Origin of the sequence: Flagellimonas beolgyonensis, from assembly GCF_003992615.1 — a bacterium.
In the GTDB taxonomy this organism is placed as follows: domain Bacteria; phylum Bacteroidota; class Bacteroidia; order Flavobacteriales; family Flavobacteriaceae; genus Flagellimonas; species Flagellimonas beolgyonensis.
Genome location: NZ_RZMY01000017.1, coordinates 63,943 through 80,050, shown reverse-complemented (window position 1 = coordinate 80,050; position 16,108 = coordinate 63,943). Strand labels below are relative to the sequence as shown.

Below are 16,108 nucleotides of genomic sequence, written 5' to 3'. Positions count from 1 at the left end.
AATTAAAGGTCTTATGGAAAATCCATAATATAAATCAGTAATACAATTTAAAATTGAATGATATTGTATCCATAATTACCCCTGTCCACAATTCCGAAAAATACCTCTTAGCTTGTATTAATTCCGTAATTGATCAGACGTACCCATATTGGGAACACATATTGGTGGATGATTGCTCAACCGACAATTCGGCTAGAATAATTAAAGGCTTTGCAGAAAAAGAAGATAGGATAAGATACCTTAAGCTTTCTGAGAATAGCGGGGCTGGGGTTGCTAGAAACAGAGCCATCGAAGAGTCAAAGGGTAAGTATATTGCTTTTTTGGACAGTGATGATCAATGGTATCCCGAAAAACTGAAAAAGCAAATTGTATTTATGCAAGAAAACAGGTGCCATTTTACCTTTACTGCATATGATATAATAGATTCTGAAGGAAATCCGACAGGAAAGACTATTCCTTCAAAAAAAAGAGTCACATATAAATCTGCATTATATAAAAACCCAATAGGATGCTTAACGGTAATCTATAGCGTTGATTATTTCGGGAAACAGTATATGCCAACTATACGAAAGCGACAGGATTATGCCCTTTGGCTTAAGTTGTTAAAAAAGGGAGATGCGTTTGGGCTAGATGAAGTACTATCAAGTTATCGTACAGGGAATCAATCCATATCTTCAAATAAATTCAAACTGATAAAATACGAGTGGAAAATTTATAGGGAGCTGGAGGGTTTGTCCTTGGGTAAATCCATTTTTTATCTTTTTTCGGCCATCATAATAAAATTGAAGAGTTACTTTTGACCGAAATAGATTCGATTAACAATGTCTAGACCATCAATCCTTAACGCCAGAGAGAGGAAATTTATTCTTCTTGTTGGGGATATGTTGATAATATTGACTTCCCTAAACCTGTTGATAAACTATGCTATTGACAAAGAGTATATTTCAATAGGCCTTAAGGTTTTCGTTTTCGTTTTTGGAATTTTTATCTATTCCGCCCTCTCTTATATTCTTGATTTTTATAATCTGGAAAAAGTAGCCAGAAGGAGGTATGTCCTGTCCCAATCTGTTTACATTACCGCGTTGTTTGTTTTTTTGGTGTTTATTTTCACTGTTTTCACCTATGATGTGAGCTTTTGGAGAATACCATTGATTTCGTTTTTGTTGTTGACGCCAATTGAGGTGGGGCTGTGGCGACTTTTCTTTAGCAACGTCTTTAAAATAATACCTACAACAAAGAACGTGTTTTTTCTTTACGATGAAAGCTCAGAGGAAAACATAAAGGATTATATCGATAAAATCAATGGAGACGGGAAAAATACGTTTCATAAGGTCAAGCTTACATTTGGCATTGGGCAAATTTACCCACTTGTTCAAAAGAAAGCGTTTGTCGAGGCAATCCAAAAAATCGATACTTGGATATTGAATGTTAAAGATTATGACAAGTTGCCAAAAGATTTGGAAGAACTTTTGCTGAATTCAATGCTTAGAGGCAAGGAAATCATTACCTATACCTCATTTTATGAGAATATTTATGAAGCAATGCCGATAAGTTCCCATCATCATAGCTTTTATGAGCTGCTTCAGCTGAAAAATAAAAAGATCAGATACCTCCAGGTTATTTTCAATTTTTTGGTAAATTTTTTATTGTCGTTTTTTGTTGGGGTAGTATTTGTTATGGTCTGCCCTTTTGTGTGGTTTTTAAATCTCTTTTTTAACAAAGGGCCATTGTTTTACACCCAAGAGAGGGTTGGCCAACATGGGAAGGAGTTCAAGATTTATAAGTTTAGATCCATGGTGGTGGATGCAGAAAAAGAGGGGGCAAAGATGGCTACTAAAAACGATAGCAGAATTACGCCTTTCGGAAGGATTTTGAGAATGTTCAGAATAGATGAACTACCACAAATAATTTCGGTAATTCGGGGAGAAATGACATTTATTGGCCCTCGCCCTGAAAGAAAAGTTTTTGTGGATCAATTAAATGATAAATTGCCCTTTTATGGAATTAGACACTTGTTCAAGCCAGGAATAACTGGATGGGCACAAGTGAAGTATAAATATGGGGAGGATTTGGAGGATTCAATCAGAAAACTGGAATATGATCTTTATTATATTAAAAACCGTTCAATAACACTTGATTTACGAATTATATTCAAAACAGTAACGACTGTTTTGTTTTCAAGGGGAGTATAAAAAAATGAAAAAAACACTCATCACCGGGGCAGCTGGCTTTTTGGGTTCGCACCTTTGCGATAGGTTCATCGCCGAAGGCCACCATGTTATTGGTATGGATAACCTCATTACCGGGGATATCAAAAACATTGAGCACCTTTTCCACTTAAAACGGTTCGAATTTTACCACCACGATGTAACCAAATTTGTCCACGTTCCAGGGCGCATGGATTATATCCTGCATTTTGCCTCACCCGCCAGCCCAATCGATTACCTAAAAATTCCCATCGAAACATTGAAAGTAGGTTCATTGGGCACCATGAATCTATTGGGGTTGGCCAGGGACCATAAGGCACGCATATTGGTCGCATCCACTTCGGAAGTGTATGGCGACCCTTTGGTGCACCCCCAAAATGAGGATTATTATGGCAACGTGAGCCCAATTGGGCCGCGTGGGGTTTACGACGAGGCCAAACGTTTTATGGAATCCATTACCATGGCCTATCATCGGCATCATGGATTGGACACTCGTATCGTTCGAATTTTCAACACCTACGGCTCCCGTATGCGGCTCAATGATGGCCGAGTGGTGCCCGCCTTTATGGGACAGGCATTACGAGGGGAGGACCTGACCGTTTTTGGGGACGGCTCCCAAACCCGTTCCTTCACCTATATCGATGACCAAATCGAAGGAATCTACCGTTTATTGATGAGCGATTACGTGGAACCCCTCAACATTGGCAACCCCGATGAAACTACCATCTTGGAGTTTGCCGAAGAAATCATCAAGCTGACAGGAACGGATCAAAAAATCATTTTCAAACCCTTGCCACAGGACGATCCCCTCCAAAGGCAACCGGATATTACCCGTGCCAAGGAAATTTTGGGCTGGGAACCCAAAGTGCATCGTTCGGAAGGACTCAAAAAAGCATACGATTATTTTAAGTCCCTTTCCCACGAGGAGTTATGGCAGCAACACCGAGATTTCTCGCCAAACAACTAGTCAAATCGGCATCAAAACGTATTTTTGCCAAAACTTTCTATCATGAACATTCTGGTTCTGGGTTCCGGTGGACGCGAACATGCCATTGCCCTTAAAATTTCCCAAAGTCCCAAAACAACAAAATTGTTCGTTGCCCCCGGTAATGCCGGTACGGCCGCGATTGCAACAAATGTTGAGGTGGGTGTCAACGATTTTAAGGCCATTAAACAATTGGTACTCTCAGAAAAGGTGGACTTGGTGGTGGTAGGTCCGGAAGATCCGCTGGTGAATGGAATTCATGATTTTTTCTTGAATGATGAGGTGTTGAAGTCCGTTCCGGTGATTGGACCACAAAAGGCGGCCGCGGCTTTGGAGGGCAGTAAGGAATTTGCCAAGGAATTTATGATGCGGCACCACATTCCCACCGCGGCCTACGAAAGTTTTACGGCCGAAACCTTGGAAAAGGGCTGTGCCTTTTTGGAATCCCTTAAACCGCCATACGTGCTCAAAGCAGACGGATTGGCGGCTGGAAAAGGCGTTTTGATCCTTCAGGATTTGGAGGAGGCCAAAAACGAATTGAAATCCATGTTGGTCGACTCCAAATTTGGAAACGCCAGTGCCACGGTAGTTATTGAGGAATTCTTGGACGGCATTGAGTTAAGCTGTTTTGTACTTACGGACGGAACCAATTATAAAATCCTTCCCACGGCAAAGGACTACAAACGAATCGGAGAAGGCGATACCGGATTGAACACGGGCGGTATGGGGGCCATTTCCCCGGTTCCATTTGCAGATGCGGAGTTTATGCGGAAGATAGAGCAGCGCATCGTAAAACCGACCGTAGAGGGCCTTAAAAAAGACAATTTGCCGTATGTTGGGTTTATCTTTATCGGTTTGATCAAAGTGGGCAACGACCCTAAGGTTATCGAGTACAACGTACGTATGGGGGATCCAGAGACCGAAGTGGTGATGCCCCGACTACAAAGCGATTTGGTGGAGGTATTACTGGCCATGGCCAATGGCACCTTAAATCAAATCGACCTAAAGATTGACGATAGGGCAGCAACAACCGTTATGGCAGTTTCGGGAGGCTATCCTGAAGCATATGAAAAAGGGATGGAAATTACCGGCACCGATACAGTCGAGGGTTCCTTGGTGTTCCATGCAGGAACTAAAGTATCTGACGGAAAGGTGGTTACCAATGGAGGGCGTGTCCTTGCAATCACCTCATTCGGGAATGACTTTAAGGAAGCACTAAAACAATCCTATCAAAACATGGAGAAGATCCAGTTTGAGGGAATGTACTACAGAAAAGACCTTGGTTTCGATCTATAGGTAAGAATGGGAGCTGATGCTCTTGTCCTCTTCGCCGTTATCGTTGAACATTTTCAACTGCCCCATCCAATAGGTGGCGGCAATCAATCCAATTACAAAGAAAATCCAGTTGATAGTATTGGAACCCCACCAGCTATCCATAAAACGGAAAAAATCGTAAGGGGCAAAAAGGTGATTTACAAATAAGTCTTCTATACCGTAAAAAAACTTGCTCATCTTGGCTATATTTACTTTACAAAAGTAGCAAAAGATAGCATGATTTCAAGCTTTTTCGGTAAAACAAAGCCCATTAATTACATCGTCCTGGCCATCTTTTTGTTTCTCTTCTTCAGTATCCATGTTTTTTTTGGACTTAACGAACAGATTGTCAGCGAAATTCTTCCCTTGGAATTGTTCAAATATGGTGTGCTGTTGTTGACGGTTTATGTGATCAACCAAATTGTGAAAACCGAAAAGGTGACCGACTACAATTCCTACGGCATGCTCTTTTTTGTGTTATTGGTCATCGGATTTTCAGAAGAATTGGAGATGGGCACCGCGATATATGCCAATTTTTTTCTGCTCTTAGCACTTTGGCGCTTACTATCGCTAAAATCCATTAGAAATGTTAAGCATAAGATTTTTGATGCCTCCTTGTTGGTAGCCATTGCGAGTTTGTTTTATGACTGGGCACTGCTCTTTATGGTATTGGTTTTCGTTGTGATCAATATGTACGATAGAAAAAATTTTAAGAATTGGTTGGTGCCTTTTATTGGGTTGGCCACCATTTTTATGTTGGTGTTTACATGGTTGAAAGTGATGGGCAATCTTGAATTTTTTGGGGAGCACTATCGGTTTTCCATCGGTTTTCTGAACGCAACTTCCCTTGCGGACATATTGAACGTTAAGGCATTGTTCTTTTTTGTCATTGTGCTTTTGGTCGCCATTTTGGTTTTTATCCGTTTGCGAAATGTGGGGGGTGGTAAGTTACTGTTGTTGCGCATTTTGTTCTTGGCCTTTATCTTGGGAGTTATCATGTCGTTGATGACACCAGTGCACGAGTCGCCTTTGCTGATTACCTTTTTTCCCGCAGCTGTATTTTTGGTGAACTATTTTGAAGAAATCAAAAAAACCAATTGGCAAGAAGCCATTCTAGTGGCTAGCACCCTATTGGCAACCCTGCTTTTTATCGTTCGGCACTTGGGTTAAGGCATAAAGCAATATCTTTGAAAAAATTTTAAGGCTATGTTCAGCGAGTTTGCGTTCAAGATATTTCAGGAAAGTATCGATACCTACCATATCAAGGATGATGTCTACCAGGAGTTCCACAATCCCTATCCAAAGGATAAAATAGAACACTTACTGTACCGTAAAAATTGGATAGATACCGTGCAATGGCATTATGAAGATATCATTCGCGATCCTGAAATAGACCCAGTAGCTGCGCTGGACCTCAAACGAAAGATTGATGCGAGCAACCAGGACCGCACTGACCTTGTGGAGTACATCGATAGTTATTTTCTGAAAAAATACCAATCGGTTCAAGTTAAGGATGATGCAACTATCAACACGGAGAGTCCCGCTTGGGCCATTGACCGGTTGTCGATTCTGGCTCTCAAGATCTATCACATGCAAGAGGAAGTGAACCGCACCGATGCATCCCCGGAGCACATCAAAAAATGCAACGAAAAGTTACAGGTGCTATTGGAGCAACGCAAAGATCTATCTGCGGCCATTGATCAATTGTTGGCCGATATTGAGGCTGGTAACAAGTACATGAAAGTCTACAAACAGATGAAAATGTACAACGACGATGAATTAAACCCAGTGCTCCGTGGACAAAAAGGGTAGGGAAACCCATCTGTTGATCATTCGATTGTCGGCCATGGGCGATGTGGCCATGACTGTTCCCGTAATCTCCGCTTTGTTGGCCAAGTATCCCAATATCAGAATTACAGTACTGACCAAAAAACAGTTTTTACCCATTTTTTCTGGGTTGAACAGGGTATCCGTCTTCGAAGCAGACGTAAAAAACCGTCATAAGGGATTAATCGGCCTGTGGCGATTGTACAAAGAACTAAAACCCCTGCATTTTGATGCTGTCGCTGACTTGCACAACGTTTTACGTAGCCGAATCCTTAAAAAATATGTTGCCTTGGACCGCATCCCCTTTGTGCAATTGGACAAGGGCAGAAAAGAAAAGGGGGAGCTGACACGGACCAAAAATAAAATTTTCAGGCAGCTGAAGAGTACCCATCAACGCTATGCCGATGTTTTTGGGCGTTTGGGATTTCCTATCAATTTGGACGATGTGAAACTCTTGGAACGTCAGGCTCTCTCAGATAAATTAGTGGATTTGGTGCAACCCGACACCAAAAAATGGGTGGGCATTGCCCTTTTCGCTGCCCACGAAGGTAAAATGTATCCTCTGGGCCAAATGGAACGGGTTATTAAATCACTTTCCAATACCGATAAGTATAAAATATTGTTGTTTGGCGGTGGTGCAAGCGAGGTTGAGCAGTTGGAACGTATTTCAGCGGCCTATCCAAATACCTTATGTATGGCCGGTAAGCTTACTCTGGCCGAAGAGCTGCAGTTGATTTCCAATTTGGATGTAATGCTCTCCATGGACAGTGGCAATGCCCATTTGGCCGCCAATTATGGGATTCCTGTAATAACGGTTTGGGGGGTCACCCATCCGTTTGCCGGGTTTTATCCTTTTGGTCAGCCTTTGGAGAATGCATTGATGGCAAATCGGGAACACTTTCCATTGATTCCCACCTCTGTGTATGGCAACAAAGTTCCAAAAGGGTATGAAAAGGCGATGGAAACCATAAAGCCACAGGAAATAACAGATAAAGTGTGCTCCATTTTGGAAGCAACCCTAAGTTGATTGGGAGAATTTTTCAACCCAAAACAGGCATCCATCAATTCGTGGAAATTTTTTTGGAAAAACGTTTCTAACTTCACTTTTATCAAGGATATTAACATGATTAAAATATTTGCTGCGAATGACAATAGTGAAATTGAAATTGTCGGTAGCCATGAAGCTTTGAGGTATTTGGAAACGACGTTGAAATATGTCTCTACTTCAATTGAGGTCTTGGCTGATCAATCAGTTGATCCATTCCCTTATGAAAAAATGCTGGCCTCTTTACAGGTGTTCGTCACTAAAGGGCCAACATGTGTATCTGTCGCAAACAATGATTTATTGGTATGTGGAAGTAAAAACAATTTACAAAAATTTGCGTCTTTTTTTCAGTTTGATGCTTCTGCAAACAAAGGTAGCCACACACATTTTGTGTATTGTGGAACGGATGCTGTCCATCCGTCATCAATCCCTTTGGTGATAGCTATTGACGTTTAACAAATTTTTGATTTCATACCTTGACCGATTAGGCCAATACACGTTCAGTTTCCAAGGATTTGAAGTATTGCTTTAATTGTTGAATGTACTGGTATTTCAACTGTCGGTTGGAGCTGTCCATCATCAAGGTACGCATGCCCATGAATGAGGCAATTATGTAGGTAGCTACTCCTTCGCAGTCCACATGACGGGCAATGTGGCCATCAACTTTTCCTTTTTTGAGCACAGAAACCAGGTTTACTTCCCAAACATTGATGATATCCTTTAAGTATCGGCTGATTTCCTCGTTCCGTTTATGGAATTCTGTCAAAAAATCATTGAGCATAAAACCGTAGGCCATTTCATTTTGCCGTCCCGGTTCCAGTGCATTTTCAAGACTCTCCACAATGATGGGCAGTGGGTTTTCAAAAGTGTCCAGTGGTTCCACCAGAAGGGCATACACTTTTTGAACCATGAGGTTCTGAACTATGCTGATGAAATAATCTTCTTTGGATTTAAAATGATGGTAAAAAGCACCTTTTGATAGGTTCAGTTCCGTGAGGATGTCGTCCAAACTGGTGTTGTAATAACCTTTCTCGTTGAAGATTTCGAGACCTTTTGCACATAGCCTGTGCATAGTCTCCCTACGTTTTAGGGACATTTCCATAAGATTTGGGTTTTAGACCGTTAAGTCGGTTACAAAGTTTTTACGAAATGCCCCGAACCAAAAGAATTCAGGATGTAGATAGAATAATAATCGGTAAAAGGTAAATAAATTGACCAAAAACAAAGTGTTGGAATTCTGTTACCGACCGGTGGGTCGGTTAAAGGATGGGATTTTAGGTCCAATGACCATGTATTTTAGCAAGATTTACAAGTATTAACGTCAAAACCTTTTTAGGCCAACCCTCAAATGGGACAAGTTATAAGGATGATTTTACAAAATACTTGAGCAAGGCGGGAAAAACGTCATATTGCTTATCCTTATGATTTTAATCACTACAAATGCCTACAAAAAGTCATAAGATTGCCATAGCCTTTTGCATAAAGTAATAAACCTATTGGTTGACAGGTCTTAATTTGGTATGATGCATAAATCGGATAAGATATTACATTGGTTGCCACGAATTTTGGGCATTCTCGCGATTGCGTTCATAGGCATTTTTGCGCTTGATGCTTTTAATCCGAATCTAACCCTTTGGCAGCAGTTGGTCGCTTTTGCCATTCATCTTGTACCATCCTTTATTTTATTGGTGATTTTGATCATTGCCTGGAAAAAAGAGTTTATTGGAGGCCTAATTTTTTTGGTCATTGCCCTATTGTTCGCACCAGTAATATTTGTTCACAACTTTAGGATGAACAACTCAATAGGGATAAGCTTGGCGATTGTGGCTTCTATCAATTTGCCCTTTATCATTATGGGTTTGCTATTTATTTGGAATCATAAAAGGAAAAAAGGAAGAATCCAGAAACCAATGGGCGGCAATGAACCCAATCTAAAGGGGGGTTCGTAAAACGAAATTTAGCAACATAAAATCAAGCCACACTCCCTTGGCAACTACTGCCCGCTCCAGCGGTACATCCGTAGCAATGTTGGGAAATAACAATATCCCGATCGTTCAACAAATCTTCATTATAGTCTTTGATGTGTTTCACGGTACTGGCCACCTTTAGGTCGAGCATTTGGTTGAAGTCGCAATCGTACAGCCAACCATCCCAACCCACGGAAATGGTATTGGTGCACATCACATTGGCCACAGCAGCTGGGTTGTATGCATCCACAAGCGCATACATATAGTCCTCATAATTCTCGGAGGCGATCAAATAATCCAAAAAGCGTGAAATGGGCAGATTGGTAATGGAAAAGAGATTGTGGAAGTCGATATCAAAATCTTCCTTCAATGCTTTTTTAAAGTCGTGTTCCAATGCCGCTTGGTCAGTAGGTAAAAAAGCCCCTGAGGGATTGTACACCAAATCAAGCCGCAAACTGCTATCGGGCATGCCATAGCCGACCGCATTTAGCATTTGCAGTGCTTTTATCGATTTGTCAAAAACCCCATCGCCCCGTTGCTTATCCGTTTTGCCACGCGTATAGTGCGGCATGGAGGAAACTACATGTACGTTGTGCTTTTTGAAGAACTCCGGGAGATCATAGTATTTTTTATTGGCTAAAATTATGGTGAGGTTGGAGCGTACAATGAAATCTTTGATACCCGCTTTGCTGGCCTCTTCTACAAACCATCTAAAATTGGGGTTCATTTCGGGAGCACCCCCGGTAAGATCCAACGTATGGGCTCCGGTATTACGGATGACTTCCAAACATTGTTCCATGGTTTCGCGGGTCATGATCTCTTTACGGTCCGGGCCGGCATCCACATGGCAATGTTCACAAACCTGATTGCACATATAACCCACATTGATCTGCAAAATTTCCAATGTATTCGGCTTTAGCGGAAATTGATTGGTTTCGGCAATTTTATTCTTAAAATAGGGGAGTTCCCCATCAGCAAACAGCCCCCCGTTAAGGATTTGCAATTGTCTATGGTTGTCGGCGAGGTCATTGTGCCGCGCTTTCAGCGATTTTTTAGCTGCTTTTTTTAGTTCCGTCAGTATGCTTTGCTCCATTGATCGTTTTTGGATTACATGGACAGTTTGTTGTACTTGTTCATCATTTGGACCCCATGGACTAGGGTAGCGCCACTTTCAATGGCGGCACCAACATGCACGGCTTCCATCATTTCTTCTTTGGTAATTCCGCGCTGAAGACCATCCTTGGTATAGGCGTCGATACAATACGGACATTTAACCACATGTGAAACAGCCAAAGCGATCAAGGATTTTTCACGGGCACTAAGGGCCCCTTCCTCAAAAACTTTTCCGTAATAATCAAAAAACTTGGTCCCCAACTCCTCGCTCCATTCGGTAATCTTTCCAAATTTTCTAAGATCTGCGGGGTCATAATACGAATCGGCCATAACGATGAATTTAATTGAATGTTGAACCTAAACATACAACATTTATCCATATTGATTTCAGTCGCAAAAAGGCAATATGCATTACAAACAGTATCCCTTTTGCCAGAATTAGATCAACCGACCAGCCAGTCGGTTTTGAAAATCAAGGCATTGTGAAATGTTCGATGATCATCGAAATCAGATCGTTAAAGTGTACAAATTGAGGTGTGGGGTGGTGAAAACCGACTCGCCAGTCGGTACTTGCACTAATTTTGAATTCCATTATCAAGGGATGAAGTTGCAATTTTAGGTCAAAACAAACCCTTTTGGAACCTCCACCATCAAATTAAGGTTAATCTCTTGTTGGGTTGGCGATTGAATGCTGCATTGGTTTACCTTTGTTCGGTATTTAGAAGCAAAAAGTGATACAGAAAAACAAGTCTATAGGTTTGGTGCTCTCGGGAGGAGGAGTACGTGGCATGGCCCATATTGGACTGATCAAGGCCATGGAAGAACATGGTGTTGAGGCCAATGTGGTCGCCGGAACAAGCGTTGGCGCATTGGTAGGGGCACTTTATGCCAATAAAAATACCGTGGAAGAAATGTTGGGGTTTTTTAAAGAGACGCCCATTTTTCAATATAGTTTCTTCACCATCAATAAACCCGGTTTTATCGACACGGAACGCTATGAAAGTATGTTCAAGAAGTATTTCAAGGAAAACACCTTTGAATCCTTAAAAAAACCACTGTTTATCGTGGCAACCGATTTGCTCAGCGGCAAGGAAAAGGTTTTTGACCGAGGACCGCTCATCAAACCCTTGTTGGCCTCGGCAGCTTTGCCCCCAGTGTTCAGTCCTGTGAATATTGATAATGTGCTGTATGCCGATGGAGGTATCATGAACAACTTTCCCAAGGAATATGTGGATACCCGAGCAGATTACGTAATAGGCAGCAACGTTTCGATTACTGTTCCAATGGAAAAGAAAGACTTGCGCAATTCCATCCAATTGACGAGCAGGGTCACCAGTTTGATGATTCACGCCTCCAACGACGAAAAATTGCACGAATGCGACCTTTATATTGAGCCCAAGGAATTGGACAAAATTGGGGTTTTGGACCGAAAAGGGATTGAAAATGCCTTCAATATTGGCTATGACCACGGTAGCCGTGCCATGGAAAGAATGCTTTCCAAAAAGGATTAAGGCTAAACGTCGTCGTAATCCACTTTTAAGGTAGGCGTCAACGGATGGGCCTGACAGGTCAGGATCAGTCCTTCCTCAATTTCTCCAGGGGTCAAAATCTGGTTTTTCACCATTTCGGCCTTGCCTTCCGTAATTCGGGCGATACAACTGCTACATACCCCGCCTTGGCAGGAATAAGGCGCATCTATTTTTTGTTTCAGGACGGCATCCAGCACCAACTGTTTGCGATCCATCACAAAGGAAAAGGTCTCATCATCCAACAATACCTCCACTTGGGTCATGCCCTCCAAGTCTTCAGCCATAGTATCCTCGGTATCGGAACTGGTGAACAATTCAAAATGGATTTTGTCTTCAGCAATGCTATTGGATTTCAGGGTGTCGGTTACCATATGGATCATTTCTTCCGGACCACAGAGGTAATACCCATCAAAAGTGGTTTCCTTGAACTTGTTTTTGAGCACAAAGTTCACCGTGGATTTTTCTATGCGACCGAATAGGGCTTCCGGCACATTGGATCGGCTGTAGATGTACTGTATAAAAAATCGTTCGGTATATTTTTCTTTCAACGCTTGAATTTCCTTGAAATACATGGTTTCCTCTGGCGATTGGTTGCCAAAAACCAGCACCATGGTATTTTCGGGATGGCTCTCCAAAACGGTTTCTGCAATGCTCATGATCGGAGTAATGCCACTCCCTGCAGCAAAGGCAGCAATATTTTTCGGACCTGTTGCATCAAACACAAAACGACCTTCTGGCGGCATTACGTCCAACACATCACCGGCGCTGAGCTTTTCATTCGCATAAACAGAAAATGTACCGCTTGGCATTTTTTTGATGCCCACTGTCAGTTTTCCTGAGGATGGTGGCGAGGATATGGAGTAGGCCCGGCGTAGTTCCTGGCCATTTACTTGGTGTTTCAAGGTGATGTACTGGCCAGCTTTAAAGGAAAAAGAGGGTTTAAGGTTTTCCGGAATTTCGAAAGTAAGGGCCACGGCATTAGGAGTAAGTTGATCAACCGAGGCTATTTTTAGGGCATGAAAGTCACTCATCAAATAAAAATTTGCTGCAAAATTACGGATTACCCTTGTTTTGGGCAGCTATTTTTCAAAAAACGATGCATTTTGTAACAAATCGAATATTTTAGATACCAACTAAAAAAAACTAGCCATGTTCAACTATTTTATCGGACTCCAATGGAAATCCTTTTTTAGGTCCGCCTCATTTAAGACCGAGATTTGGTTCAAGATCTTAATGGCCCTCGGGGCACTTTATTTCATCTTGGTTTTCCTCAGTTTGGGATTCGGGTCGTATTTCATCATTGAAGAAGCTGGCCTGGGCGACCCTTTGCGGGTAATCAACCGATTCATGATCTACTATTTGGCCTTCGACCTGGTGTTTCGGTACATGTTGCAGAAAATGCCGGTGACGAACATCAAACCGCTGTTGTATTTGCCCTTCAAAAAAAGCCAGGTGGTAAATTATTCACTGGGCAAAACAGTGGTTTCCTTCTTTAACCTGGCCCATGCCTTTTTCTTTGTACCCTTCAGCGTGGTATTGTTGACCAAGGATTATCCATTGGCCCAAGTGGTAGGATGGCATTTGGCCATGATGGCCCTGTTCTATTGCAATAACTTCATCAACATTATGGTGAACAATAAAGACGGTGTATTTTACGTCTTGGCCGCACTGTTCATTGTTGCAGGGGCTTCGCAATACTACCAATGGTTCGATATTACGGTGTACACCCAGCCCATTTTCGATTTTTTCTATGATATGCCCTGGACGGCCCTAATTCCATGGGTTGCTTTGGCTTTATTGTACGTTGCAGCCTTTACCTATTTCAAAAAGCACATGTACCTTGATGGAGGACTGGCCCAAAAACAGACCGAGGCGAAGACCGAAAACCTGGAATGGCTGGATCGTTTTGGTAATTTGGGCACCTTCTTGAAAAACGACATCAAATTGATCAAAAGGAACAAAAGGTCACGGACCGCCGTGATTACCGGGTTTTTCTTCATCTTTTATGGATTGCTGTTCTTTACCAGTGCCATTGAGGTATACGATAACGCCTATTGGAAAATTTTTGCCGGCATTTTTGTTACCGGAGGATTCCTGTTCAGCTTCGGTCAGTATGTACCCAGTTGGGACAGCAGTTATTACCCTTTAATGATGAGCCAGAATATCAAATACCGGGAATATTTGACCTCAAAATGGTACTTGGTGATCATTGCCACGGTCATATCCACCATATTGGCTTCTTTCTACCTGTATTTTGGGTGGGAAGCCTATGCCGCGGTATTGGTCGGGGCCATTTACAACGTGGGCATCAACAGTTATTTGGTGCTTTGGGGTGGAGCCTATGTTAAAACGCCCATCGAATTGACCTCGAACAAAAAGGCATTTGGCGATAAACAGGCCTTTAATGCAAAGACATTGCTCTTGACGCTGCCTAAATTGGCGTTGCCCATTGCCATTTATGCCCTTGGCCACTTACTGATCGGCCCTGTTGCGGGGTACCTATTTGTGGCCGCCTTCGGATTGTTGGGCTTCGTGTTCAAGGAACGGGTGTTCCGTATGATCGAGGGCATCTATAAAAAAGAGAAATACAAAACCTTATTGGCATACAAACAGAAATAGCAAATCGACCATTACTATAAAAACACTATGATAACAGCACACACCTTAACAAAGAAATACGGAGCACAGACCGTTTTGAACATCGACCATCTTGAAATTCCCAAGGGCCAAAGTTTTGGCTTGGTAGGGAACAATGGTGCCGGCAAGACCACCTTGTTCAGCTTGTTGTTGGACCTGATCCAACCATCCACTGGCCATATCATCAACAACGGGGTTCAGGTGGATGAAAGCGAAGCGTGGAAACCGTTTACCTCCGCTTTTATTGATGAATCCTTTTTGATAGGGTATTTAACCCCCGAGGAGTATTTCTATTTCATTGGTGAACTAAGGGGCAGGAACAAAGCCGATGTGGATGCTTTATTGGAAGGCTACAGCGATTTCTTCCATGGCGAGATTCTGGGTCAAAAAAAATATTTGCGTGACCTTTCCAAAGGAAACCAGAAAAAAGTGGGGATCGTGGCCAGCTTTATCGGCAATCCCGAAGTGGTGATTTTGGACGAGCCTTTTGCCAACTTGGACCCTACCACACAGATCCGTCTTAAGGGCATCATCAAGGAATTGGCGGCAAAGGAGAACGTTACCGTATTGGTATCCAGCCACGATTTGATCCATGTTACCGAGGTTTGTGAGCGTATTGTGGTGCTCAATAAGGGCGAAATTGTGAAGGATATCCATACCTCTACCGAAACCTTGAAAGAGTTGGAAGCTTTCTTTGGGGGATAATTGATCATTCTTTTGTTTGTGTCAGTCAATCAGGATTATCTTTAGGGTACAAACATTGACCAATGGCCACAGACCTCGAATTGTTGATTGATTTTTATCAATGGGAGAAACAACGCCTGTTACTTACCATTGAAGATAATAAAAGGGATCACGATTTTATTGCTGTAGACAATAACTACAAGGAATTGGGCTATGTCCAAAGAGAATTGGATTGCCTCTTAAGGTTGAAGGACCGTAATTATCCTAAAATCAAAAGGTTGGAATGGGAGATTGACCAATATTCCAATAAGAGAAATCATAATCTTTACAACGACGAGTTTACCAATATTATGGTCAATCAGTTCAAAGAAGAGCTGGAAAAAATCAAAAAGCAAGGCCCATCTTCATCGTCTTTGGACACTCAGTTCATTGACGAGGCCCTGTTTTCCATTGTTACTGGTGAAATTGAAGGGTTCACTCTTTTGCTGGATGTGAAAATGGATTCCAAGATTGAACTTGTAAGAAATGGAGAAAAACAATTGCTCCTACGTATTGGGGTAGAGAGCAAGAATGACGCCAAGTATTTAAAAAAATATGGATTACTTGGTGATGTGGGGCTTAGCTATGACGATAACCTAAATTCTTTGGTGAAATTGTTTGAAATAGGGCCCCATAAAAATGTTCTTCCTATTAAAGAAGCCATTTCCAGAATCGTAATTGGCTCTAAAGGATTTTTATGGGAAGAAGGCACCATTTATTTAAAGCTCATAACCAAATGATTATTTAATGGTATTTTATCG

The 16,108-nt window shown here is 42.0% G+C and carries 18 protein-coding genes; 13 read left to right on the top strand and 5 right to left on the bottom strand.

Annotation, left to right across the window (positions count from 1 at the left end; genetic code table 11):
* The first annotated feature begins 53 nt into the window (after positions 1–53).
* Genes EO131_RS13600 through purD form a run of 4 tightly spaced genes read left to right on the top strand, consistent with a single transcriptional unit; the run spans position 54 to position 4,488 of the window.
* Entirely contained in the window at positions 54–800 is a 747-nt protein-coding gene (locus EO131_RS13600) for a glycosyltransferase family 2 protein (RefSeq protein ID WP_127023246.1), read from the top strand.
* A gap of 21 nt (positions 801–821) precedes the next feature.
* Positions 822–2,192 carry an exopolysaccharide biosynthesis polyprenyl glycosylphosphotransferase gene (locus EO131_RS13595; RefSeq protein WP_127023243.1) on the top strand — a complete coding sequence of 457 codons (1,371 nt, stop codon included), beginning with the start codon at positions 822–824 and terminating at the stop codon, positions 2,190–2,192.
* A 4-nt stretch (positions 2,193–2,196) separates the two neighbouring features.
* The gene (locus EO131_RS13590) at positions 2,197–3,174 is read left to right on the top strand and encodes a UDP-glucuronic acid decarboxylase family protein (protein ID WP_127023239.1); all 978 of its coding nucleotides are present in this window, start codon (positions 2,197–2,199) and stop codon (positions 3,172–3,174) included.
* Positions 3,175–3,216: 42 nt separating this feature from the next.
* The gene (purD, locus tag EO131_RS13585) at positions 3,217–4,488 is read left to right on the top strand and encodes a phosphoribosylamine--glycine ligase (RefSeq protein ID WP_127023236.1); all 1,272 of its coding nucleotides are present in this window, start codon (positions 3,217–3,219) and stop codon (positions 4,486–4,488) included.
* Here purD and EO131_RS13580 read toward each other — a convergent pair.
* Positions 4,483–4,704, bottom strand: a complete 222-nt coding sequence (locus EO131_RS13580) for a DUF6341 family protein (RefSeq protein WP_127023233.1) — start codon at positions 4,702–4,704, stop codon at positions 4,483–4,485. The two genes, purD and EO131_RS13580, sit on opposite strands and share 6 nt — an antisense overlap.
* 39 nt (positions 4,705–4,743) lie before the next feature.
* On the opposite strand from EO131_RS13580, the gene EO131_RS13575 reads away from it, so the two are divergent.
* The 4 genes from EO131_RS13575 to EO131_RS13560 are packed head-to-tail and all read left to right on the top strand — an operon-like array spanning position 4,744 to position 7,834.
* A complete protein-coding gene (locus EO131_RS13575) occupies positions 4,744–5,676 on the top strand; it encodes a DUF6427 family protein (RefSeq protein WP_127023230.1) in 933 nt (310 codons plus the stop codon).
* A 36-nt stretch (positions 5,677–5,712) separates the two neighbouring features.
* Positions 5,713–6,318 carry a DUF4254 domain-containing protein gene (locus EO131_RS13570; RefSeq protein WP_127023227.1) on the top strand — a complete coding sequence of 202 codons (606 nt, stop codon included), beginning with the start codon at positions 5,713–5,715 and terminating at the stop codon, positions 6,316–6,318.
* A complete protein-coding gene (locus tag EO131_RS13565; protein ID WP_241243854.1) occupies positions 6,302–7,360 on the top strand; it encodes a glycosyltransferase family 9 protein in 1,059 nt (352 codons plus the stop codon). Before EO131_RS13570 ends, EO131_RS13565 begins: the two co-directional genes overlap by 17 nt.
* Positions 7,361–7,834, top strand: a complete 474-nt coding sequence (locus tag EO131_RS13560; RefSeq protein ID WP_127023224.1) for a hypothetical protein — start codon at positions 7,361–7,363, stop codon at positions 7,832–7,834.
* 28 nt (positions 7,835–7,862) lie between these two features.
* Here EO131_RS13560 and EO131_RS13555 read toward each other — a convergent pair whose 3' ends face one another.
* Entirely contained in the window at positions 7,863–8,480 is a 618-nt protein-coding gene (locus EO131_RS13555) for a TetR/AcrR family transcriptional regulator (protein ID WP_127023221.1), read from the bottom strand.
* 418 nt (positions 8,481–8,898) lie between these two features.
* Between EO131_RS13555 and EO131_RS17515 the strand changes: the two genes are divergently transcribed.
* Positions 8,899–9,327 carry a DUF7670 domain-containing protein gene (locus EO131_RS17515; RefSeq protein WP_470295069.1) on the top strand — a complete coding sequence of 143 codons (429 nt, stop codon included), beginning with the start codon at positions 8,899–8,901 and terminating at the stop codon, positions 9,325–9,327.
* A 22-nt stretch (positions 9,328–9,349) separates the two neighbouring features.
* Here EO131_RS17515 and arsS read toward each other — a convergent pair whose 3' ends face one another.
* Together arsS and EO131_RS13545 are read right to left on the bottom strand one after the other, a co-directional pair.
* Complete coding sequence (gene arsS / locus EO131_RS13550) at positions 9,350–10,438, bottom strand: arsenosugar biosynthesis radical SAM (seleno)protein ArsS (RefSeq protein WP_127023218.1); 1,089 nt, start codon at positions 10,436–10,438, stop codon at positions 9,350–9,352.
* 14 nt (positions 10,439–10,452) lie between these two features.
* Positions 10,453–10,788, bottom strand: a complete 336-nt coding sequence (locus tag EO131_RS13545) for an arsenosugar biosynthesis-associated peroxidase-like protein (RefSeq protein ID WP_127023215.1) — start codon at positions 10,786–10,788, stop codon at positions 10,453–10,455.
* A gap of 401 nt (positions 10,789–11,189) precedes the next feature.
* Between EO131_RS13545 and EO131_RS13540 the strand changes: the two genes are divergently transcribed.
* Entirely contained in the window at positions 11,190–11,969 is a 780-nt protein-coding gene (locus EO131_RS13540; RefSeq protein WP_313790039.1) for a patatin-like phospholipase family protein, read from the top strand.
* A gap of 2 nt (positions 11,970–11,971) precedes the next feature.
* Here the strand turns inward: EO131_RS13540 and EO131_RS13535 are convergent, their stop codons facing one another.
* Positions 11,972–13,018 (bottom strand): ferredoxin--NADP reductase, encoded by a 1,047-nt coding sequence (locus tag EO131_RS13535; protein ID WP_127023212.1) that lies wholly within the window; start codon positions 13,016–13,018, stop codon positions 11,972–11,974.
* A gap of 118 nt (positions 13,019–13,136) precedes the next feature.
* Here EO131_RS13535 and EO131_RS13530 point away from each other — a divergent pair, with 118 nt between their 5' ends.
* The 3 genes from EO131_RS13530 to EO131_RS13520 all read left to right on the top strand — a co-directional run bounded on the left by EO131_RS13530 (position 13,137) and on the right by EO131_RS13520 (position 16,087).
* Positions 13,137–14,606 carry a DUF5687 family protein gene (locus tag EO131_RS13530; RefSeq protein ID WP_127023209.1) on the top strand — a complete coding sequence of 490 codons (1,470 nt, stop codon included), beginning with the start codon at positions 13,137–13,139 and terminating at the stop codon, positions 14,604–14,606.
* A 27-nt stretch (positions 14,607–14,633) separates the two neighbouring features.
* Positions 14,634–15,329, top strand: coding sequence for an ABC transporter ATP-binding protein (locus EO131_RS13525; RefSeq protein WP_127023206.1), 696 nt, complete (start codon positions 14,634–14,636; stop codon positions 15,327–15,329).
* Between the two features lie 62 nt (positions 15,330–15,391).
* Positions 15,392–16,087: a hypothetical protein gene (locus EO131_RS13520; protein WP_127023203.1), complete on the top strand. Its 696-nt coding sequence runs from the start codon at positions 15,392–15,394 to the stop codon at positions 16,085–16,087.
* The last annotated feature ends 21 nt before the right edge of the window (positions 16,088–16,108 follow it).

Bases quoted from the DNA above. Each gene is read 5' to 3' on its own strand.
- EO131_RS13530 (WP_127023209.1), top strand. From the start codon at position 13,137: ATGTTCAACTATTTTATCGGACTCCAATGGAAATCCTTTTTTAGGTCC.
- EO131_RS13580 (WP_127023233.1), bottom strand. From the start codon at position 4,704: ATGAGCAAGTTTTTTTACGGTATAGAAGACTTATTTGTAAATCACCTT.
- purD (WP_127023236.1), top strand. From the start codon at position 3,217: ATGAACATTCTGGTTCTGGGTTCCGGTGGACGCGAACATGCCATTGCC.
- arsS (WP_127023218.1), bottom strand. From the start codon at position 10,438: ATGGAGCAAAGCATACTGACGGAACTAAAAAAAGCAGCTAAAAAATCG.
- EO131_RS13525 (WP_127023206.1), top strand. From the start codon at position 14,634: ATGATAACAGCACACACCTTAACAAAGAAATACGGAGCACAGACCGTT.
- EO131_RS17515 (WP_470295069.1), top strand. From the start codon at position 8,899: ATGATGCATAAATCGGATAAGATATTACATTGGTTGCCACGAATTTTG.
- EO131_RS13555 (WP_127023221.1), bottom strand. From the start codon at position 8,480: ATGGAAATGTCCCTAAAACGTAGGGAGACTATGCACAGGCTATGTGCA.
- EO131_RS13545 (WP_127023215.1), bottom strand. From the start codon at position 10,788: ATGGCCGATTCGTATTATGACCCCGCAGATCTTAGAAAATTTGGAAAG.
- EO131_RS13575 (WP_127023230.1), top strand. From the start codon at position 4,744: ATGATTTCAAGCTTTTTCGGTAAAACAAAGCCCATTAATTACATCGTC.
- EO131_RS13570 (WP_127023227.1), top strand. From the start codon at position 5,713: ATGTTCAGCGAGTTTGCGTTCAAGATATTTCAGGAAAGTATCGATACC.
- EO131_RS13590 (WP_127023239.1), top strand. From the start codon at position 2,197: ATGAAAAAAACACTCATCACCGGGGCAGCTGGCTTTTTGGGTTCGCAC.
- EO131_RS13535 (WP_127023212.1), bottom strand. From the start codon at position 13,018: ATGAGTGACTTTCATGCCCTAAAAATAGCCTCGGTTGATCAACTTACT.
- EO131_RS13595 (WP_127023243.1), top strand. From the start codon at position 822: ATGTCTAGACCATCAATCCTTAACGCCAGAGAGAGGAAATTTATTCTT.
- EO131_RS13520 (WP_127023203.1), top strand. From the start codon at position 15,392: ATGGCCACAGACCTCGAATTGTTGATTGATTTTTATCAATGGGAGAAA.